Genomic DNA, 19,135 nt, shown 5'->3' with positions numbered 1-19,135 from the left:
GACAAACCCCGCGATTCTACGCCGGAGCGGTGGACCTCCCGAGGCCGGCGAGGCGGGCGAGACGCCGGTAGGAGTCCAGCAGCGCCTCGCGGTCGTACGTGCTGGTGGTGATCAGGACCTCCTGTGCGCCCGTGTCCCGCAGGAGCGACTCCAGTTCGCCGGCGACCTGTTCCTCGGTGCCGGCGATGTGGCCGGCCAGGCCGGACTCGTAGAACTCGCGTTCCCGGGCGGTCGTCGCCCGGGCCTCGGCCTCCTCGGCCGGGGGCAGGGGAGGGAAGGAGCCGCGGGTGCGGGCGTGGGCCATGGACCAGGCCTCCGGGACCAGGAGCCGCCGGGCCGCCGCGGGGGTGTCGGCCACGGCGACCGTGCCGGAGACGACGACGTACGGCTCCGGGCTCCACCCGGAGGGCCGGAACCCCTCGCGGTAGCGCTCGACGCCCCTGCGCATCCGGTCGCGGTCGCGCAGGTCGCCGATGACCATCGGCAGGCCCGCGCGGGCGGCGACCGCCGCGCCCTCGCCCATGGCCAGCACGAACGGCGGGACGGTCAGTCCCTCCGCGGGGCGGGCGTGCACGCCGGTGGGCGAGGTGCCCCGGAACCAGCCGAGCAGCTCGGTCAGCTGGGCCTCGAAGTCCTCGGCGTCCTCCTTGTCCCGGCCCAGCGCCTTGCGCACGCCGTCGGTGAAGCCCACCGAGCGGCCCAGCCCCATGTCGATCCGGCCGGGGAAGAGGGACTCCAGCACGCCGAACTGCTCCGCGACGACCAGGGGCCGGTGATTGGGCAGCATCACGCCGCCGGTGCCGACCCGGATGGTCCGCGTGGCGCCGGCCACGGCGGCGGCCAGCACGGTCGGCGCCGAGCCGGCCACCCCGGGCACACCGTGGTGCTCCGACACCCAGAACCGGTGGTAGCCGAGCCGCTCCGCCTCCCGCGCCAGCTCCACGGTGTCGCGCAACGCCTGTGCGCCGGTGTGGCCCTCGCGGATGCGGGAGCGGTCGAGGACGGAGAATCGGGTGTTCGCGATCAGGGAGCTCACACCGGGTTCAACGCCCGCGGGGCGTCAGGATTCCCGGCGCGGGACCCTGGCTAGGGTGGGACGGGTGACCGACAGCAGCAGGCCCCTGGCCGTGTTCGACCTGGACAACACCCTCGCCGACACCGCGCACCGGCAGCGGTTCCTGGAGCGCCGGCCGCGGGACTGGGACGCCTTCTTCGCCGCCGCGCCGCACGATCCGCCGCTCGCGGAGGGCATCGCGCTGGTGCGCGGGAGCGCCGACGAGTGCGAGATCGTCTACCTGACCGGGCGCCCCGAGCGCTGCCGCCGCGACACGCTCGACTGGCTGGCCGCGCACGGCCTGCCGGAGGGGCCCGTGCACATGCGGGGCGACGCCGACCGCCGGCCCGCCCGGCGCACCAAGCTGGAGATTCTGCGGCGGCTCGCCCGCACCCGTGAGGTGCGGGTCCTCGTGGACGACGACGAGCTGGTGTGCGACGACGCCGAACGGGCCGGGTTCACCGTCGTCCGGGCCCGCTGGGCGGCCCGGTCGGCCGAGCTGCGGATCGCGCAGGAGCGCGAGGGCCGCACCTGACCGTGCGGGGGAACCGGGACGGGAGTGCGCCCGGGGCCGTCAGTCCGACTCCTCCAGACGGAATCCGAGTTTCAGGCCGACCTGCCAGTGCGCGACCTCCCCTTCCTCGATCTGGCCGCGCACCTGGGTCACCTCGAACCAGTCCAGATTGCGCAGGGTCCGCGAGGCGCGGGCGACGCCGTTGCGGACGGCCTGGTCGACGCCCTCGGGAGAGGTGCCGACGATCTCGGTGACCCGGTAGGTGTGGTTCGACATGCGGGTGCTCCCTTCCACGGGGCGATGGTGCGACGTGTGTCGTGCGTCACTCCACCGTGCCCCAGGCCGCGCCGGAGCGCGAGGCGTCGGGGAGACCGGCCCGATCCCCCTTGACCTTCCCATTGGTCCATACCAAAATCCCAGACACCCGTTCGAGCCTCGGGCTCGTCCCCCACGTCGGGTCTCCCTCCGCGTGCGCAGGACATCCGTGTCCGCCGCCGCCCCTGTCCGTCAGACAGAAGGACCCCTCGTGAGACGTCGCCTCCTCGCCCTCGTCTGTGTGTCCGCCTCCCTGCTCGGCGGCTGCGGCCTGGTGCCGCGGGACGGCGGGAGCGAGCGGCGCACCGTCACCGTGTGGCTGATGAAGGACAGCGCCTCGCAGGACTTCCTGGGGCGGTTCACCGAGGAGTTCGAGCGCGAGCACCCCGGCCTGGACCTCGACGTCCGCATCCAGGAGTGGACCGGCGTCGGCGACAAGGTGCAGGCCGCGCTGAAGGCCGACGGCACGGACGGACCCGACGTCATCGAGGTCGGCAACACCCAGGTCCCCCAGTACGCGGAGGGCGGACGGCTGCTGGACCTGACGCTGGAGTCGATGCGCGACTGGGGCATCCGCGAGTGGCTGCCGGGCCTCGCCGAGCCGGGGCAGTGGATGTCCCAGCAGTTCGGCGTCCCCTGGTACGCCGCCAACCGCGTCGTCATCTACCGCAAGGACCTGTTCGAGAAGGCCGGTGTCACCGAGCCGCCCCGCACCCGCGAGGAGTGGCTCACCGTCACCGGACAGCTCGACTCGGGCGGCGACCAGGGCATCTACCTGGCCGGGCAGGACTGGTACACACTCTCCGGCTTCATCTGGGACGAGGGCGGCGAACTGGCCGTACAGGACGGCGGCGTCTGGACCGGCGCCCTGCACTCCGAGGCCGCCCTGCGCGGCATGGACTTCTACCGCGAACTGCAGGCCCTGGGGGACGGCCCGCCGGACGCCGACGAGGAGCACCCGCCGCAGGCCGGCGTGTTCGCCCGGGGTCAGGTCGCCCAGATCGTCGCGGTGCCGGGCCTCGCCCGGTCCATCGTGCGCGAGAACCCCCGGCTCGAGGGAAGACTCGGCTTCTTCCCCGTGCCCGGCAAGAGCGCCGACAAGCCCGGCGCGGTCTTCACCGGCGGCTCCGACCTCGTCGTCCCGAGGAACACCGACGTGCGGGACGGCGCCCTCGCCGTGGTCGACGCGCTCGCGGGCACCAAGTGGAACACCGACCTGGCCCGCACCATGAACTACGTCCCGAACAAGACGTCGCTCGCCCGGGCCGTCGCGGACGAGGAGGGGGTCGCGGCCATGGCGGCCGGCGCCGCGCAGGGCCGGGCGACCCCCGGTACGCCACGGTGGGGCGCGGTCGAGGCGGACAACCCGATCAAGGAGTACATGACGAAGGTGCTCACCGGGGCCGACGCGAAGACGGAGGCACGCAGGGCCTCCGCCCGCATCACCGAGCAGCTCGACCTCGACGCACGCTGACGCGCCACCGCCCGGGCGGCGCACCGCGGTTCAGCGCGCCACGCTGAGCGACAGCGCGAAACGCTCCTCGCCGTCCGTCCACCAGTGGGTCAGCTCCAGGCCGGCCGCGCCCAGTTCGGATCGCACGCCCTCCAGCCGGAACTTCGCCGACACCTCGGTGCGCAGCTCCTCCCCGTCGGCGAAGTCCACGGCCAGCTCCAGCGCCCGGACCTTGACCGTCTGCGCGGTGCGCGAGCGCAGCCGCATCTCGACCCATTCCCGCCCGGCGTCCCACAGCGCCACGTGGTCGAAGGCCGCCGGCACGAAGTCGGCGCCCAGCTCCCGGTTGATCACGGACAGCACGTTCCTGTTGAACGCGGCCGTCACCCCCGCCGCGTCGTCGTACGCCCGGACCAGCACCCGCTCGTCCTTGACCAGGTCCGTCCCCAGCAGCAGGGCGTCGCCGGGGGAGAGCAGCGCGCGGACGGCGGACAGGAAGGCGGCGCGCTCACCGGGCAGCAGGTTGCCGATCGTGCCGCCGAGGAAGGCCACCAGCCGGGGACCCGGCGTCCCGGGCAGTGCCAGCCCGGCGGTGAAGTCGGCGATCAGCGCGTGCACCTGGAGTTCCGGGCGCTCTGCGACGAGCGCCTCACCGGCCTGGGTGAGGGCGCTCTCACTGACGTCGACCGGCACGTAGGCGCGCAGCCCGGTCAGCGCGTCGAGCAGGTACCGCGTCTTCTCCGAGGAACCGGAGCCCAGCTCGACCAGGGTGCGGGCGCCGGTGGCCGCGGCGATCTCGCCGGCCCGGTCGACGAGGATCTCCCGCTCGGCCCGGGTCGGGTAGTACTCGGGCAGCGCGGTGATCTCCTCGAACAGCTCGCTGCCCCGCGCGTCGTAGAACCACTTGGGCGGCAGCGACTTGGGCGTGCTCGTCAGGCCCGCCAGGACGTCGGCGCGCAGGGCGGCGTCCGTGGCGTCCTCGGGCAGCGTGCGGGTGAGGCGGAACGGGCTCACGTGCGGGGCTCCTTCTCAGGTGCGAAAGCGTCTGCGGGGGCGGGCTCGCCCGGGTCCTTGAGCGGGGTGAGCAGGACGTCCGTGCGGCTGGCCGCGAGCAGGGTGCGGTCGGGGACCGCCTGCCAGAGCGGGTCGTCGTCGTAGGGCTCCGAGGCGACGACCGTGCCGCCGCCGGGAGGGGTCAGGTACCAGAGGGTGTCGCCCCAGGTGGTGGCGGTGATGGTGTCGCCCCCTGTGAGCAGGAGGTTGAGCCGGGAGGCGGGAGCCGCTGCGGCGACCTCCAGGACCGTCTCGGCGAGCGCCCGGCCCTCGTCGTCCCCGGCACGCAGCCGGGCCAGGACCAGCGCCCACACGAGCGCCGAGTCGTTGCGGGCCTCCAGCGACAGCAACTCCTCGGACGGCAGCGTCCCGGCGACCCGCGCCAGCGAGCCGGGCCAGCCCGCCACGGCACCGTTGTGGCTGAACAGCCAGGGCCCGGCGGCGAACGGCGCCGCGGCGGCCTCGGCGTCGGCGCCCGCCAGCGTCGCGTCGCGCACGGCGGCGAGCAGCGCCCCGGTGCGCACGACCCGGGCCAGGTCGGCGAAGGACTGGTCCGCCCAGATCGGCCCGGCCCGCCGGTAGCGCGCCGGTACCGGATCACCCTCGGCGTACCAGCCGACGCCGAACCCGTCGGCGTTGACCGTGCCGTACCGCTGGTGCCGGGGCGCCCACGACTGGCGGTACAGGGCGTGCGGCGGCTCCACGAGGATCCGGCCGAGGGACCGCGCCGGGCCCACGTAGGCCAGGTGCCGGCACATCAGGAGCCCTCCGCCGGACGGGCGGTGCGGAACCCGGAGAAGATCTGCCGCCGGATCGGGTAGTCCCAGTTGCGGAACGTGCCCCGGCAGGCCACCGGGTCGACGGCGAAGGAACCGCCGCGCAGCACCTTGTGATCGGGCCCGAAGAACACCTCCGAGTACTCCTTGTACGGGAACGCCCGGAAGCCCGGGTACGGCAGGAAGTCGCTCGACGTCCACTCCCACACGTCGCCGATCAGCTGCCGCACGCCCAGCGGCGACTCACCGGCCGGATAGCTGCCTGCGGGCGCCGGACGCAGGTGGCGCTGGCCGAGGTTGGCGTGCTCCGGGGCGGGGTCGGCGTCGCCCCACGGGTAACGCGTCGAGCGGTCGCCGGCCGGGTCGTACCGGGCCGCCTTCTCCCACTCGGCCTCGGTGGGTAGCCGCCGCCCGGCCCAGCGGGCGTACGCGTCGGCCTCGTACCAGCACACGTGCACCACCGGCTCGCGTGCCGGCACCACCTCGGTGACCCCGAAACGGCGCCGCAGCCACTGCCCGCCGTCGCGGCGCCAGAACAGCGGGGCGGTGATGGCGTGCCGGCGGATGTGCTCCCAGCCCCGTGGCGCCCACCAGCGGGGGTCGTCGTAGCCGCCGTCCTCGATGAACGCCTGGTACGCGCCGTTCGTCACCGGCGTGGTGTCGATGAAGAACGGCGCCACGTCCCGCCGGTGCGCGGGACGCTCGTTGTCCAGCGCCCACGGCTCGGTCGAGGTGCCCATCGTGAACGGGCCGCCGGGCACCAGGACCTCCGCCGGGCCGGCGAACAGGGGTACGGGGTCCGGGTCCGGGGCGGTCAGGGCCTGCGGGCCCTTGCGGAGCTGATGGGTGATCAGCATCGTCTCGTCGTGCTGCTGCTCGTGCTGGGCGATCATCCCGAAGGCGAAGCCGGCCTCCGTCAGCCGCGTCCCGTGGAACGCGGTCGCCTCCAGCACGTCCAGTGCCCGGCCGCGCACGTCGGCGGCGTACCGGCGGGCCTCGGCCGGTGACAGCAACGGCAGCTTGGGGCGCTCGGCGCGCGGATGCTCGAAGGCGTCGTACAGGCTGTCGATCTCGGGCCGTATCGCCTCCTGCCCGCCGACGGCGCGCAGCAGCCACTGCTCCTCCTGGTTGCCGATGTGCGCCAGGTCCCACACCAGCGGGGACATCAGCGGCGACACCTGGGCCGTCAGGTCCGGACCCTCCACGCAACTGGTCAGCAGGGTGGTGCGGTCGCGGGCCGTGACGAGCGTGGCGAGGGCCCGCTCGCGCAGGGCCTCGGCGTCGAAGCCCGCCTCGGCGGCCGTCTCGACGGCGGGGCCGGTGGCGGTGGCGGTGTCCATGGTGGGGTCGGTCATGGGCGGGTCTCCCTCCCGTGCGGGCCACGGCTCTCGCCGTTCAGCAGATCCAGCAGATCGTCGGCGGGGCAGCGGCCCCGCAGGACATGGCGCTCCAGGAAAGCCGCGACGGCGTCCGTCACCTCGGCCGTGGCGCCGAGCCGGGGCAGGGCGGCGAGCGCCGCAGTGAAGCACGTGACGGCCGCCTCGCGCAGCTCCGGATCGGTGAGGGCGTCGCGGGCCGCGTCCCGGTAGAGCGGGTTGTGCGGGGCCGCGAGCCCGAGGGTGCGCTCGGACAGGGGCTTCACGGCCCGGTAGGCGGTCTCGGTGGCCTCCGGGTCGTCGAACAGCGCCGCCGTCACGGCGAGCGGCACGATCCAGCCGTCGTCGCCGGGCTGCGCGTCGATCATGCGCAGCTCCAGGTGGCCGCGCGGTCTGACCGGTGGGAACAGCGTGGTGAGGTGGTAGTCGAGGTCCTCCCGGGTCGGTGGTCTCGGCGCCCGGGTCCTGATCCACTCCCGGAAGGTCAGGCCCTCCGGTACGTCCCAGGGTCCGCCGTCCCGGCGTACGCACATCACCGGGGCGTCCAGGACGTGCCGGGTCCAGGTGCCGCGCGGGTCGGTGTCCAGTGGGGGGCCGCCCGCGCGGCCGGTGCCTATCTGTGTCCAGCGCAGCTGCCGGGTGGACCGCCAGCCGGTGGGCCGGCCGCCGGCCAGCGGGGAGTTGGCGAACGCGGCCAGCAGGACCGCGCCCAGCTGGTGGGCCAGCCACCAGCGGCGCACGTGACCGAGCGGGCCGGGCTCCTCGTAGCCGGCGTCCACGCACACCTGCACGGACGCGGAGGCGCACATCATGAAACGGCCACCGGGGCCGGTGCGGTCGAGGCAGGCCTCCATGGCGTCGTAGCGCGGCTGCCGCAGGAACCGGCGGGGCGCGTGCCAGGGGTCGTGGCCGAGGCCGACGAGGGCGAGACCGTCCTCGCGCAGGACCGCGCGGACGGCGGCCAGGTCGGCGGAGACGGTGTCGACGCACTCCATCAGGGAGGCGGCGGGGAGCGAGCTCAGCTCCAGCTGGCCGCCGGGCTCGACGGTCAGCGGCGACGTCAGGGGCACGGTCCGCAGCGCGGCGTAGACCGCGTCGAGTCGTTCGGGTGTCACGGGGAGCCGCGGCGCGCGCGGCTCGTGGACGAGCCATTCCACCTCTACGCCCAGGCGCCTGGGCGGGCCTGTCTTGAAGCAGATGCCGCGGACCAGCGCCTCGACCTCGGCTTCGCTGACAGCGGTTCGTGGCGGGGGGCAGCCACTTACCGAATCGGACATGTCGGGATCCTCCTGAGACTCCACCATGCCGTCGGCCCCCTGTCCGGTGGGCCGGGCCGGCACACTCGTCCAACCCAAGACCGTCATGCCGTTCGGCACAAGGGTGCATAGGGGACATTCCAGCTCGGTAATCTCCGCGCCCCGTCCGTTTCCGGGGGCTTTCCCCGGCGTTCCCGGGCAGGGAAACTCCGTTGCACCGCCTCACCAGCATCACCCAGGATTCCCTCATGAGCACGACGGGGGAGACCGCGCGGCGCGCGGGCACGGCGTCCACGGGGGTGGCGCCGTGAGCGCGCGCCTGCGGGGCATCGCACAGCAGACCGAGCAGATCGTGGCGGCGGGGTCCTACCGCGCGACCGACGGGCGCGAGGTGTCGATCGGGGCAGCCGTCGACAGGGCGCGCGAGGGCACCCGGATGTACGGACCGGGCCCCGTCGAGGTGGCCGGGGTGCCCGGGGCGGCCGGGGTGCCGGAGGTGTCCTCCTCCGCCCCGGCGCGCACGGTCTTCGAGGTCACCGGCGAGAGCAGCCTGGAGGCCGCCCGCCGCCTCGGCGGCGAGGTCGCCGTACTCAACTTCGCCTCCGCCCGCAACCCCGGCGGCGGCTACCTCAACGGCGCCCAGGCCCAGGAGGAGGCCCTGTGCCGGGCCTCCGCGCTCCACACCTGCCTGCTGCGGGCCCGCGAGTTCTACGACCACCACCGCGCCCACCGCGACCCGTTCTACACCGACCGCGTCATCCACTCGCCCGCGGTGCCGGTCTTCCGCGACGACCGCGGGCGGCTGCTGGACCGGCCCTTCACCGCCGGTTTCCTCACCGCCGCCGCGCCGAACGCGGGTGTGGTGCGGCGCAGCGCACCGGAGCGGACCGGCGAGTTGCGCGCCGTGCTGGAGACACGCGCCGAGCGGGTGCTGGAGACGGCGGTGGCCCGGGGGTACCGGCGGCTGGTGCTCGGCGCCTGGGGGTGCGGGGTGTTCCGCAACGACCCGGACGAGGTCGCCGGCGCGTTCCGGACCCTGCTCGGGCCCGGCGGACGGTTCGCTTCCGCCTTCGGTCAGGTGACCTTCGGCATCCTGGACCGCACGCCGGGCGGCACGGTCCGGGAAGCGTTCGCACGCGCCTTCCCGGAGGGCCGGTCACGGGCCTTCCCGGAGGGCCGGTCACGGGCCTTCCCGGAGGGCCCGTAGCGGGCGGTGGCGAGGGCGCCGGCACCGGCGCCGTGGCGCCCACGGACGCCGTCCCGTACGAGGGGGAACCGCCGTCCGGCCCGGGGCGGCGCGCCTCGCGGCGCGCACCGGCGTCGTGGCCGCCCGGTCCACGCCAGCCCGGGAGCCCCGCCCGACCGGTCCCACGGACCCGGAGAGCCGCACGGCCGGCGGCGTGCCGGCGTCCTCACGGGCGATGTCCGTCATCCCGGGGCCCGGCGGGGGCTGATGCGCGCCGCCCGCGGTCCGGTGGCAGGCTGGCCACCGGGCACCACCTCCCCCGGCGGCCGGTCCGCCGGCCACCCGCCGTACGAGCGCAGAAAGCCGACGTCATGACCGACAAGCTCACCGTCAGTGTCCTGGGCACGGGCATCATGGGCGCCGCGATGGCCCGCAACCTCGCCCGCGCCGGACACACCGTCCGGGCCTGGAACCGCAGCCGGGACAAGGCGGAACCGCTGGCCACCGACGGCGCGCACATCGCCGGCACGCCCGCGGAGGCCGTACGGGGCGCCGACGTCGTCCTCACCATGCTGTACGACGGCCCGGCCGCCCTCGAGGTCATGCGGCAGGCCGCCCCCGGCCTGAGCCCCGGCACGGCGTGGGTGCAGTCGACCACCGCCGGCGTCGACGCGGTCGCCGACCTGGCGGCCTTCGCCGACGAACACGGCCTCGTCTTCTTCGACGCGCCCGTCCTCGGCACCCGCCGGCCCGCCGAGGCCGGTCAGCTGCTGGTGCTGGCCGCCGGCCCGGCCGACGCGCGGGACGCGGTGGCGCCCGTCCTGGACGCCGTCGGCTCCCGCACGGTGTGGACCGGCGAGGACGGCGCGGCCGGCAGCGCCACCCGGCTGAAGCTGGTGGCCAACAGCTGGGTCATCGCGGCCACCAACGCGGCCGGTGAGGTCCTGGCACTCTCCAAGGCACTGGGTGTGGACCCCGACGGCTTCTTCGACGCCATCGCCGGTGGTCCGCTCGACATGGGCTACCTGCGGGCCAAGGCCGGACTGATCCGCGACGGCGCCCTGACCCCGCCCCAGTTCGCCGTCACCACCGCCGCGAAGGACGCCCGGCTGATCGTGGAGGCCGGCGAGGCCAACGGCGTCCGCCTGGACATCGCCGCCGCCGGCGCCGAACGCCTGGAGCGTGCCGCCGCGCAGGGGCACGGTGGCGAGGACATGGCGGCGGCGTACTTCGCCAGCTTCGACGAGAAGCCGTCCGGCGGACCCCGTCCGGGGTACGGGTGAACGGAGTGCCGAACACCCGGCAGCCCGGGGAACACGCCCAGAGCATCACCACGAGCCACGAACGAAGGAGTCCGGATGTCCAAGCCGCCGCTGCCGCCCGAGGCGGTCGAACTGCTGCGCCGCCCCAACCCGTGCGTCATGGCCACCCTCCGCTCGGACGGTGCGCCCGTCTCCACGCCCACCTGGTACCTGTGGGAGGACGACGGCCGTGTGCTGGTCAATCTCGACGAGGGCCGGGTCCGCCTGAAGCACCTGCGGCGTGACCCGCGCGTGACCCTCACCGTGCTCGCCGGCGACGACTGGTACACGCACGTCACCCTCATCGGCCGCGTCGTCGAGACCCGCGACGACGAGGGCCTGACCGGCATCGACCGCCTCTCCACGCACTACACGGGCCAGCCCTACCCGGACCGGGTCCGCGCCCGGGTCAGCGCCTGGATCGAGGTCGAGCGCTGGCACGGCTGGGGCGCGATGAAGGACAGCGACCAGGCGTCCACCTGAGGACACCGCCGGGGTCGGGCCCGGCCCCGGCCGTGTCAGGCCGGGTTACTGGCCCACCCTTCCGTCGACGCACTCGCGCAGCAGGTCGGCGTGCCCGCAGTGACGGGCGTACTCCTCGATCCGGTGCACCATCAGCTCCCGGACCGAGGTGTTGTCCTTCCCCAGGCGCTCGCCCAGATCGGGGTGCTCGGCCAACGCGGCGTCGGTCGCGGCCTGCTCGCGCTCCAGAGCCGCGTACGCGGCGTCGACCACGGCCTGCTCCGCGACGGCCCCGTCGAAGTCCCCGTCGTCATCGCCGTACAGCTTCGGCAGCGGTTCACCGCCGGTGATCCAGTTGCGCCAGTCGCGTTCCACCTCGGCCAGGTGCCGTATCAGGCCGAGCAGCGACATCGTCGACGGCGGAACCGACCGGCGGGCCAGTTGCTCCGGGTCCAGGCCCTCGCACTTCATCCGCAGGGTCATGCGGTAGCCCGTCAGGAAGTCCTCGAGCGTCGCGAGTTCGCCCTCCGGGCCGGCACCGTCGCCGTGGCGGGGGTCGTGGTCCGGGTCGACCCACATGTCGGGGTAGACGGTCGCCCGGGTCCATCGTGCGGGGTGCTCACTCATGCGTTCCCTGTTCGTCCGTGCGGGGCCGGCTCGCCGGCGTCCCGCGGTGAAGTGACCGTCCGGTCCTGACGCCCGGTCGCGGCCGGCCTGACACCGATCCCTGCCGTGGCCACACCGCCCGACCCGCCGGCCCACACGCTGTCGCGGGCCACCGCGACGAGGTGGAGTACCGGAACGTGCGGCGGCACCCGCGCGGCCGCCCGGCCCCCGCCCGGTCGGCGAACCGCGGCGGTACGGCCGCGCGGAACACGGGGGTCTCGGGGTCGGTCACACCGACGGCGGACCCTCTCCCGGCAGGTGCGCCGCCTTCCGGCGTGCGCCCCGGCGCCGACGGCGAACGCGGCGCGCGGGGAGCCGCGTTCGCGCCACGCCCCGAGCCCGGGACGGACGAGGCGGGCGGCGGCCGCCGGCCTGAGGACGGTGAGGACGGTGAGGACGACACGACCGTGCCGAGCGCGGCGCGGCGGCCCCGCGCGAGTGCCCGCCCGGCCACGACCAGCACGCCGGGGCCGGGGACCGCGACGGGGAGGAAGGACAGCGCCGCGAAGACGGGCAGCCGGTCGGGGAACACCATGGCGTCATGCAAGCACGGCGCGGACTTCGCCTGCCACGGGATTTCCGCCCCCGGATACCGCCCCCCGATCCCGCCTCGATTCCCGCCTCGATTCCCGCCCCAGGTTCCCGCGCCGGGATGTCCGCACCGGGACATCTCCGGGGTGTCGACACCCCGGCAGGCCTCGTCTAGGATCCTCGACGCGGCATCGCGTGCCGGTCACCGTCCGGGTGAGGCATGGAGGCGCCGCGGAGATGCCCGTGGAGGCATTGACCCGTGTCAGTCGAGTTCAACCACACCATCGTTCTCTCCCGCGACCGGGAGGAGTCCGCTCACTTCCTCGCCGGGATCCTGGGGCTGGAGGTCGGTGCGCCGGCCGGGATGTTCCTGCCCGTGACGACCGCCAACGGCGTCACCCTCGATTTCGCCACCGTCGACATCGACATCCCCGTGCAGCACTACGCGTTCCTGGTCTCGGAGGACGAGTTCGACGAGGTCCTCGCCCGGCTCGTCGAGGGCGGCGTTCCGATCCAGGCCGACCCGCACGGCCGGCACCCACGCCGGATCAACCGCAACGACGGCGGGCGGGGCGTGTACTTCGCCGACCCGTCCGGGCACGGCATGGAGGCCTTCACCCGCCCCTACGGCAGCGACCCCTCCTCGCCGCTGAACGGCGTCACGGAAGACGTCCCCGGGGCACGCTGACAGCCGGGAGGACCCGCACGGTCCCGCGCCGCACGGACCAGCGGTCCGTGCGGCGCGGCCGTCCCCGCCCGTCGTGCGCCGGTACGCCCAGGCACCGGCGCCTACCGGGTCAGCAGCCCGCGCAGCGCACCGGTCACCTCGCCCGGAGCCTCCTCCGCCATGAAGTGCCCGCAGCCGACGGTGTCGTGCCGCAGGTCCGGGGCCCAGGCCCGCCACAGCGCGGCGGCGTCGTAGCCGAGGGCCGCGCCCCAGTCCTGCTGGAGGACGGTCACCGGCATCCGCAGCCGGTTGCCGCTGTCGCGGTCGGCCCGGTCGTGCGCCACGTCGATGCCGGCCGAGGCCCGGTAGTCGGCCACGATGGACGGCACCGCCTCGCGGGACGCCTTGAGGTAGGCGGCGCGGACATCGGCGGGCAGGGCTTCGGGCGCCCGGGTCCAGACGTCGAGGAAGTGACCGAAGAACGCGTCCGGCGCGGCCCCGATCAGCTGCTCCGGCAACCCGGGCGGCTGCGCCATCAGGTACAGGTGGAAGCCCACGGCCGCCGTGGTGCCGTGCAGGACGTCCCACATGTCCAGGGTCGGCAGCACGTCCAGCGCGGCCAGGTGCGTCACCGCGTCCGGGTGGTCGAGGCCGGCCCGGACCGCGACGAGGGCGCCCCGGTCGTGCCCGGCCAGCGCGAACCGCTCGTGTCCGAGCGCCCGGGCGAGGGCGACGACGTCGGCGGCCATGGTCCGCTTGGCGTAGGCGGTGCCGTCGGGGTCGGCCGGCTTGTCACTGTCGCCGTAGCCGCGCAGGTCGGGGCAGATCACGGTGTGGTCGGCCGCGAGGTCGGCGGCGACATGCCGCCACATCAGGTGCGTCTGCGGAAAGCCGTGCAGCAGCACGATCGGGCTGCCGGAGCCGCCGACGGCCACGTGCAGGGCGACGCCGTCGGCGACCGTGACGCGGTCGTGGGTGAAGCCCGGGATGGTCGGTGTCATGAGATGGGGTACCTCTCGGTTCTGTCGGTGCCCGGGTGGTGCCCGGTCTTCTGCCGGTGCCACCGGGGCGGGACGTTCACGAGCCTGCCGGGCGCGGATCAGCAACGGATCAGCACGCGTACCGTGGTGGTCACACGAGCGGTGCGGGATCGGAGCTGACGGAAGATGGACGCGGTCACGTTCGGTGTGCTCGGACCGGTCACGGCCGGGCGCGGCGGTGACGTGCTCGCCCTCAAGGGCCCCCGGCACCGTGCGGTGCTGGCCCGGCTGGTCGTGGCCCGGCGGCGGGTCGTCCCCGTCGCCCGCCTGGTCGAGGACCTGTGGGACGTACCGCCGCCGCGGGCGGTGGGAGCGGTGCGCACCTTCGTCGGCGATCTGCGCCGCGCCCTGGAACCCGACCGCCCGCCGCGCGCCCCGGCCCGGCTGCTCGTCACCGAGGGCCCCGGGTACGTTCTGCGCGCGGCGCCGGACGCCGTCGACGCGTGGCGCTTCGAGACGGCCGTCGCCCAGGCCGACCGACTGCCGGCCGCCCAGGCCCCGGCCCGGCTCCAGGCGGCGCTCGCGGAGTGGCGCGGACCCGCGTACGCCGAGTTCGGCGGGGAGGAGTGGGCCCGCGGTGAGCGCTCACGCCTCACCGAACTGCGGCTCCGCGCGGTCGAGCGGCGGGCGGAACTCCTCGTGGACCTGGGCCGGGCCGCCGAGGCGGTTCCCGACCTGGACGCCCACGTGGCCGAGCACCCCTGGCGGGAGGAGGCCTGGCGGCTGCTGGCCCTGGCCCTGTACCGGACCGGACGCCAGGCGGACGCCCTCGCGGTGCTGCGCCGGGCCCGCGCCCTGCTGGCCGGGAGCCTGGGCGTCGACCCGGGACCCAGGCTGCGCCGCCTGGAGGCCGGCATCCTCGCCCAGGATCCCGGTCTGGACCCGCCCACCGAGCCGGCGGAGGCGGCGGCCCGGCTGTGGGCCAGGGCGACCGAGGCGTACGACCGCACGGTCGCCGCCGGTGCCCACGCGCGCCTGGAGTCGACCGTCGGCCTGCTGGCCGACCTCGCGGTCACCGGCGGCGGCGGTCTGGAGGCGGCCCGGGAGCACCGCATGACGGCGGTCGCGGCGGCCGAGGAGACGGGCGACGCGGAGCTGACGGCTCGGGTGATCGGCGCCTATGACGTCCCCGCCAACTGGACCCGCAGCGACGACCCCGACCTGGCCCGGCGGATCGTCGCGGCGGCCGAACGCACCCTCGCCGCCCTGCCGGACGACCCCACCGCCGACGCCGCCCGCTGCCGCCTGCTCGCCACCATCGCCCTGGAGTCCCGGGGTGTACGGTCGCCGCGCGGGCCACGGGCGGCGGACGAGGCCGAGCGGATCGCCCGCCGGCTGGACGACCCCGCGCTGCTGGCGTTCGCCCTCAACGGCGTCTTCATGCAGTCCTGCACCACCGCCGGACTGGCCCCGCGCCGCGACGCGATCGGCGCGGAACTCGTCACCCTCGCCGCCCGGCACGCACTGACCGGCCACGAGGTGCTCGGCCATCTGATCCGCGTGCAGGCACGCTGCGCGCTCGCCGACTTCACCACGGCCGACGAACACGTGGCCGCCGTGGAGCGCCTTGCCGAGCGGTACGAACGCCCGCTGGTGGCCGTCTTCACCGGGTGGTACCGGGCCCTGCGCCAAGCCGCCGCCGGCGGCCCGTACGACCGGGTCGAGGCCGCCTACCGGTCCTGCGCCGCGCGGCTCGACGGCACGGGTATGCCGGGACTCGAACGCGGCCTGCTGCCCCTCGCCCTGCTCGGCCTGCGTCTGGCCCGCGGACTGCCGGCGGACGTGGACCCGCGCGCGGACTGGGGGCCGTACCGTCCCTGGGCCGAACCGTTCGCCCTCCTCGCCGACGGCCGTGACGCCGCGGCCCGCACGGCCCTGCGGGCCCTGCCCGAACCGCCCCCCGACCTCCTGTACGAGGCCCTGTGCTGCGCCGAGGCCGCGCTCGCTCTCGAACTCGGCGACCGGACCGCCCTGGAGCGCACGTACGAACGCCTGCTGCCCGCGGCCGGCGAACTCGCGGGCGCGGGCAGCGGGTTGCTCACGTTCGGGCCGGTCGACGGCTGGCTCGCCGCGATCCGGCGGGCACTCGGTAGGTGAGGAGCACCGCCGACCGCTCCCGCGGCTCCTCGGGCGCGCTCCGGTACGCGGCAGGGTTCGCCGCGGCGGTGCGGCGGTGCGGCGGTGCGGCGGTGCGGCGGTGCGGCGGCCGGGGCGCCGACGCCGGTGGTCGGAGGACGGAGCCGGGGGCCGGGCGTCGGTGCCTGACCGCCGGTGGCCGGTGGCCGGTGGCCGGTGGCCGGTGCCGGTGGCCGGTGCCGGTGGCCGGATCGCCGTCGGCCGGCGTGTGGCCGGACGACACCTCGGGGTGCCGGGGGCGCCGCCGCTGTCGTGCGCCGTCGTCGGGGGGCGTACGCGGCGGCCGTGACGAGCCGCCCACGCGCGGCGAGCCCGGGACGCCGCACGACCGGCCGCGGGGTCCCTTGCCGAGCACCTGCCGAGCACCTGGCGGGCGCCCGGCGGAGCGCGCCCGGCGCCGCGGTTGCACCGCCTCGTGCCGGGTACCCGGCCGCCATGAGGTGGCGACAGGGGCAGGACGGTCCGTCCGCGGTCGGCCGCCGCTTCCCCCGGCACCGGCACCGAACCGGTCACCGCACGGAGCCCGCTGCGCGTGCGCCTGCCGCTGTCGGCCGTCTCCCGGCCGCTGTTCCTCGTGGGAGCCGCCTTCTTCGGCGTGTGGGCCGCGGACACCGGCCCCGGGGACGGTCCCGGGCGTGGCGACCTGGTGGCCCCGCCGCCGTGTGCGCCGCGTTCGCACGGCCGGCCGTGGCCGGCCCGGTGGTCGTGAACCGCCGGCTGCGGCGCGAACGGGGCACAGGCGTCCCGCGCTGACCCGACAGACAGAGAGGGACGGAGGAAGCGTCATGGCTCCCCCGGCACGAACATCCGCGGCGGGCCCCCACGAGGACCGCCGGGCCCCCACCCGCACCGCGCGGCTGCGCACCCGGATCCCCGAACCCGACGAGGAACCGGACCTGCTCGGCCAGTACCTGGCCCAGATCGGGGCCACCCCGCTGCTCACCGCCGAGGACGAGGTACGGCTGGCCCAGCGCATGGAGGCCGGAGTGCACGCCATGCGGGAGCTGGAGGCGGCCGACACCGGCGAGCCCGCCCCGACGCCCGGGCAGCGCCGCGCGCTGGAGGCGACCGTCCACGACGGCCAGGCCGCCAAGGACCACATGGTGCGGGCCAACCTGCGGCTCGTGGTGTCGATGGCCAAGCGCCACGCCCACCGCGGGCTGCCCCTCCTGGACGTCATCCAGGAGGGGAACCTCGGACTGATCCGGGCCGTGGAGAAGTTCGACCACACCAAGGGCTTCAAGTTCTCCACGTACGCCACCTGGTGGATCCGCCAGGCCATCGAACGGGGCCTGGCGACCCACGCGCGCACCGTGCGGCTGCCGGTGCACGTCGTGGAGCAGCTGCAGAAGCTCGCCAAGGTCGAACGAGGGCTCCGCGGGCGCCTGGACCGCGACCCGACCGCCGAGGAGGTGGCCGCCGAGAGCGGCATCGACAGGGACAAGGTGGTCTGGCTGCGCCGGGTCGGACGGGACGCGGTCAGCCTGGACACCCCGGTGGACGACACCGGCGAGACCGTCGTCGGCGACCTCATCGCCGACACGGAGGTGCTGCAGGCCCCGGAGGTGGCGGAGTTCCAGGCGCTCGCGGCGGAACTGCGCGAGGCCGTCGGAACCCTCGCACCCCGCGAGGCCCTGATCCTCAGTCTGCGCTACGGCCTGCACGACGGCCGTCCCCGCACCCTGCACCAGGTGGCCGAGCACGTGGGCCTGACCCGCGAGCGCGTCCGCCAGCTGGAGAAGGAGTCGCTCGCCCACCTCCGCGCACCCGAGACCCGGGACCGCCTGCTGGACTGGGCGAGCTGACTGGACTGGGCGAGCTGACCCCGGCCGCGGCCTGGCACCCCCGCGGTTCCGCGCTCGGCCGGCCCCGCCGCCCCGCCCTCAGCCGCCCCCCAACCGCAACCGGGCCCCCTGCCGGAGCAGCTCGCCCTGGACCAGCCGGTAGGGCAGGCCGCGCGGCCCCCGCCCGTGCCGGACGGTCAGCGCGGCGCACACGCCCGCCGCCTGGCCGGTCGCCATGGCGATCGGCATGACCCGGTACGACGAATGCGCCACGTGCGTCCCGGAGATGCAGCGACCGGCCACCAGCAACCGCTCGGTGCCCCGGGGCACCAGACAGCGCAGCGGGATGTCGTAGAAGCTGCCCCGCGGCACCCGCTTGAGGACGGTGCCCGCGCCGCGCGGGTTGTGGATGTCGACCGGATAGGCGCCGTGCGCGACGACGTCCGGAAAGGTGCGCGCGGCCAGGATGTCGTGGCCGGTCAGCTGGTAGTCGCCGAGGACGCGCCGGCTCTCCCGCACACCGACGTGCGTGCCGCTCTGCACCACGTACGACTCCTCGAAACCGGGCACGCGGGTGCGCAGGAAGCGGTCGATCTGGGCCATCTGGCGCCGGGCCGTGTACTCGGCGAGGGTGAGGTCCCAGACGCTGGTGCCGAGCACCCGGTTCACCCGGGTGCTGTTGATGGCGACCTCGCGCGGATGCGGGGTGGCGAAGAAGAGTACGTCCTCGCGCGGCAGCCGCAGCTCCCCGGCAGCCCTGGCCTCCTCGATCAGGTCCCACAGACCGTGCACGCCACGCCACTGGTCGGGGTGTGCCCGCACGTAGTCGGCGAAGTCCGGCCGGGCGAAGTCCGCGACGCGGAACATCAGCGTCATGGGCTGCACCAGCCCGTCCTCGGGCCGGCCGATCTCGTACGGCGCCCCGCAGGACGTCGCGACGTCACCGTCGCCCGTGCCGTCCACGACCACCCCGGCATCGATCACCACCGGCCCCGACTTGGTCTCGAACACCACGCGCCAGCCGGAGCCGTCGTCGAGGGGCAGCGCGCCGGAGGCGAAGGCGTGGAAGAGCATCCGCACCCCGGACTCGTCCATCATCTCGAGCAGGACCAGTTTGAAGAGCTCCGGGTCGAAGGGGACCGTGTAGCCGGTCTTCGGGGAGGGCGCGAGGCAGCCGCCGCGCCCCATGAGCCGGTCGAGCAACTGCCACAGCACGCCGGCGACCACCGGCTCGCCCTCGCCGTGGTCGGTGGGCAGCAGCCGTGAGTCATCGCCGGACTCGGTGAAGGCGGCCTGCTTGTGCTCGTTGTGGAACGACATCAGCGGCATCACCAGCGCGACGGTCGCGTTGCCGCCGAGGAACCCGTACCGCTCCACCAGCACGACGTCGGCCCCGGTGTCGGCCGCGCCGACCGCGGCGGCGAACCCCGAGGGACCCCCGCCCACCACCAGGACATCGCACCGGCCCCCGTGCCGGGCGGGCCGCGGGGGCAGGGTGACCGTGCGGGGCTCGCTGGGCTCTTCCAGGATCGGCATCGCTCTCCTCGCAGGTCAGGCGTGCGACG

At 75.1% G+C, this 19,135-nt stretch carries 17 protein-coding genes; 8 read left to right on the top strand and 9 right to left on the bottom strand.

What is annotated here, in order from left to right; all coding sequences use genetic code 11:
• Positions 1-16: 16 nt before the first annotated feature.
• Entirely contained in the window at positions 17-1,036 is a 1,020-nt protein-coding gene (locus tag KUM32_RS21480; RefSeq protein ID WP_217143550.1) for an LLM class flavin-dependent oxidoreductase, read from the bottom strand.
• Positions 1,037-1,100: 64 nt separating this feature from the next.
• Between KUM32_RS21480 and KUM32_RS21475 the strand changes: the two genes are divergently transcribed.
• Positions 1,101-1,589 carry a hypothetical protein gene (locus KUM32_RS21475; RefSeq protein ID WP_217143549.1) on the top strand — a complete coding sequence of 163 codons (489 nt, stop codon included), beginning with the start codon at positions 1,101-1,103 and terminating at the stop codon, positions 1,587-1,589.
• Between the two features lie 39 nt (positions 1,590-1,628).
• Here KUM32_RS21475 and KUM32_RS21470 read toward each other — a convergent pair whose 3' ends face one another.
• A complete protein-coding gene (locus KUM32_RS21470; protein WP_217143548.1) occupies positions 1,629-1,844 on the bottom strand; it encodes a dodecin in 216 nt (71 codons plus the stop codon).
• 250 nt (positions 1,845-2,094) lie between these two features.
• Here KUM32_RS21470 and KUM32_RS21465 point away from each other — a divergent pair, with 250 nt between their 5' ends.
• Positions 2,095-3,357: an extracellular solute-binding protein gene (locus KUM32_RS21465; RefSeq protein ID WP_217143547.1), complete on the top strand. Its 1,263-nt coding sequence runs from the start codon at positions 2,095-2,097 to the stop codon at positions 3,355-3,357.
• 30 nt (positions 3,358-3,387) lie between these two features.
• Here KUM32_RS21465 and egtD read toward each other — a convergent pair whose 3' ends face one another.
• Genes egtD through egtA form a run of 4 tightly spaced genes read right to left on the bottom strand, consistent with a single transcriptional unit; the run spans position 3,388 to position 7,818 of the window.
• Positions 3,388-4,350, bottom strand: a complete 963-nt coding sequence (gene egtD, locus KUM32_RS21460; protein ID WP_217143546.1) for an L-histidine N(alpha)-methyltransferase — start codon at positions 4,348-4,350, stop codon at positions 3,388-3,390.
• Positions 4,347-5,147, bottom strand: coding sequence for an ergothioneine biosynthesis protein EgtC (gene egtC / locus KUM32_RS21455; protein ID WP_217143545.1), 801 nt, complete (start codon positions 5,145-5,147; stop codon positions 4,347-4,349). Before egtC ends, egtD begins: the two co-directional genes overlap by 4 nt.
• A complete protein-coding gene (gene egtB, locus KUM32_RS21450) occupies positions 5,147-6,520 on the bottom strand; it encodes an ergothioneine biosynthesis protein EgtB (RefSeq protein WP_254405896.1) in 1,374 nt (457 codons plus the stop codon). Before egtB ends, egtC begins: the two co-directional genes overlap by 1 nt.
• Positions 6,517-7,818 (bottom strand): ergothioneine biosynthesis glutamate--cysteine ligase EgtA, encoded by a 1,302-nt coding sequence (egtA, locus tag KUM32_RS21445; protein ID WP_217143544.1) that lies wholly within the window; start codon positions 7,816-7,818, stop codon positions 6,517-6,519. The genes egtB and egtA overlap by 4 nt, the downstream gene beginning before the upstream one ends.
• Before the next feature lie 286 nt (positions 7,819-8,104).
• On the opposite strand from egtA, the gene KUM32_RS21440 reads away from it, so the two are divergent.
• The 3 genes from KUM32_RS21440 to KUM32_RS21430 all read left to right on the top strand — a co-directional run bounded on the left by KUM32_RS21440 (position 8,105) and on the right by KUM32_RS21430 (position 10,767).
• A complete protein-coding gene (locus KUM32_RS21440) occupies positions 8,105-9,004 on the top strand; it encodes a TIGR02452 family protein (protein WP_217143543.1) in 900 nt (299 codons plus the stop codon).
• A gap of 350 nt (positions 9,005-9,354) precedes the next feature.
• On the top strand, positions 9,355-10,266 hold the full coding sequence (locus KUM32_RS21435) for an NAD(P)-dependent oxidoreductase (RefSeq protein ID WP_217143542.1): 912 nt from the start codon (positions 9,355-9,357) through the stop codon (positions 10,264-10,266).
• 75 nt (positions 10,267-10,341) lie between these two features.
• Positions 10,342-10,767, top strand: coding sequence for a PPOX class F420-dependent oxidoreductase (locus tag KUM32_RS21430; protein WP_217143541.1), 426 nt, complete (start codon positions 10,342-10,344; stop codon positions 10,765-10,767).
• Positions 10,768-10,812: 45 nt separating this feature from the next.
• Here KUM32_RS21430 and KUM32_RS21425 read toward each other — a convergent pair whose 3' ends face one another.
• The gene (locus KUM32_RS21425) at positions 10,813-11,373 is read right to left on the bottom strand and encodes a DinB family protein (protein WP_217143540.1); all 561 of its coding nucleotides are present in this window, start codon (positions 11,371-11,373) and stop codon (positions 10,813-10,815) included.
• An 829-nt stretch (positions 11,374-12,202) separates the two neighbouring features.
• Between KUM32_RS21425 and KUM32_RS21420 the strand changes: the two genes are divergently transcribed.
• Positions 12,203-12,631, top strand: coding sequence for a VOC family protein (locus KUM32_RS21420; protein WP_217143539.1), 429 nt, complete (start codon positions 12,203-12,205; stop codon positions 12,629-12,631).
• A gap of 101 nt (positions 12,632-12,732) precedes the next feature.
• On the opposite strand, the gene KUM32_RS21415 is transcribed toward KUM32_RS21420, so the two are convergent.
• Entirely contained in the window at positions 12,733-13,611 is an 879-nt protein-coding gene (locus KUM32_RS21415; RefSeq protein ID WP_217143538.1) for an alpha/beta fold hydrolase, read from the bottom strand.
• 165 nt (positions 13,612-13,776) lie between these two features.
• On the opposite strand from KUM32_RS21415, the gene KUM32_RS21410 reads away from it, so the two are divergent.
• Positions 13,777-15,747 carry a BTAD domain-containing putative transcriptional regulator gene (locus tag KUM32_RS21410; protein ID WP_217143537.1) on the top strand — a complete coding sequence of 657 codons (1,971 nt, stop codon included), beginning with the start codon at positions 13,777-13,779 and terminating at the stop codon, positions 15,745-15,747.
• 824 nt (positions 15,748-16,571) lie between these two features.
• Positions 16,572-17,591 carry an RNA polymerase sigma factor RpoD/SigA gene (locus tag KUM32_RS21405; protein WP_217143536.1) on the top strand — a complete coding sequence of 340 codons (1,020 nt, stop codon included), beginning with the start codon at positions 16,572-16,574 and terminating at the stop codon, positions 17,589-17,591.
• 78 nt (positions 17,592-17,669) lie between these two features.
• Here KUM32_RS21405 and KUM32_RS21400 read toward each other — a convergent pair whose 3' ends face one another.
• On the bottom strand, positions 17,670-19,106 hold the full coding sequence (locus tag KUM32_RS21400; RefSeq protein ID WP_217143535.1) for an FAD-dependent oxidoreductase: 1,437 nt from the start codon (positions 19,104-19,106) through the stop codon (positions 17,670-17,672).
• Positions 19,107-19,135: the final 29 nt, after the last annotated feature.

This window comes from Streptomyces sp. AC627_RSS907, from assembly GCF_019049165.1.
The sequence above is the reverse complement of the archived record's forward strand: the minus strand, read 5'-3'. Positions and strand labels throughout refer to the sequence as shown.

What these genes read in the sequence shown, in the direction of transcription:
- KUM32_RS21470 (WP_217143548.1), bottom strand. Translation starts at nt 1,844, where the DNA reads ATGTCGAACCACACCTACCGGGTCACCGAGATCGTCGGCACCTCTCCC.
- egtC (WP_217143545.1), bottom strand. Translation starts at nt 5,147, where the DNA reads ATGTGCCGGCACCTGGCCTACGTGGGCCCGGCGCGGTCCCTCGGCCGG.
- egtB (WP_254405896.1), bottom strand. Translation starts at nt 6,520, where the DNA reads ATGACCGACCCCACCATGGACACCGCCACCGCCACCGGCCCCGCCGTC.
- egtA (WP_217143544.1), bottom strand. Translation starts at nt 7,818, where the DNA reads ATGTCCGATTCGGTAAGTGGCTGCCCCCCGCCACGAACCGCTGTCAGC.
- KUM32_RS21435 (WP_217143542.1), top strand. Translation starts at nt 9,355, where the DNA reads ATGACCGACAAGCTCACCGTCAGTGTCCTGGGCACGGGCATCATGGGC.
- KUM32_RS21430 (WP_217143541.1), top strand. Translation starts at nt 10,342, where the DNA reads ATGTCCAAGCCGCCGCTGCCGCCCGAGGCGGTCGAACTGCTGCGCCGC.
- KUM32_RS21425 (WP_217143540.1), bottom strand. Translation starts at nt 11,373, where the DNA reads ATGAGTGAGCACCCCGCACGATGGACCCGGGCGACCGTCTACCCCGAC.
- KUM32_RS21415 (WP_217143538.1), bottom strand. Translation starts at nt 13,611, where the DNA reads ATGACACCGACCATCCCGGGCTTCACCCACGACCGCGTCACGGTCGCC.
- KUM32_RS21410 (WP_217143537.1), top strand. Translation starts at nt 13,777, where the DNA reads ATGGACGCGGTCACGTTCGGTGTGCTCGGACCGGTCACGGCCGGGCGC.
- KUM32_RS21405 (WP_217143536.1), top strand. Translation starts at nt 16,572, where the DNA reads ATGGCTCCCCCGGCACGAACATCCGCGGCGGGCCCCCACGAGGACCGC.
- KUM32_RS21400 (WP_217143535.1), bottom strand. Translation starts at nt 19,106, where the DNA reads ATGCCGATCCTGGAAGAGCCCAGCGAGCCCCGCACGGTCACCCTGCCC.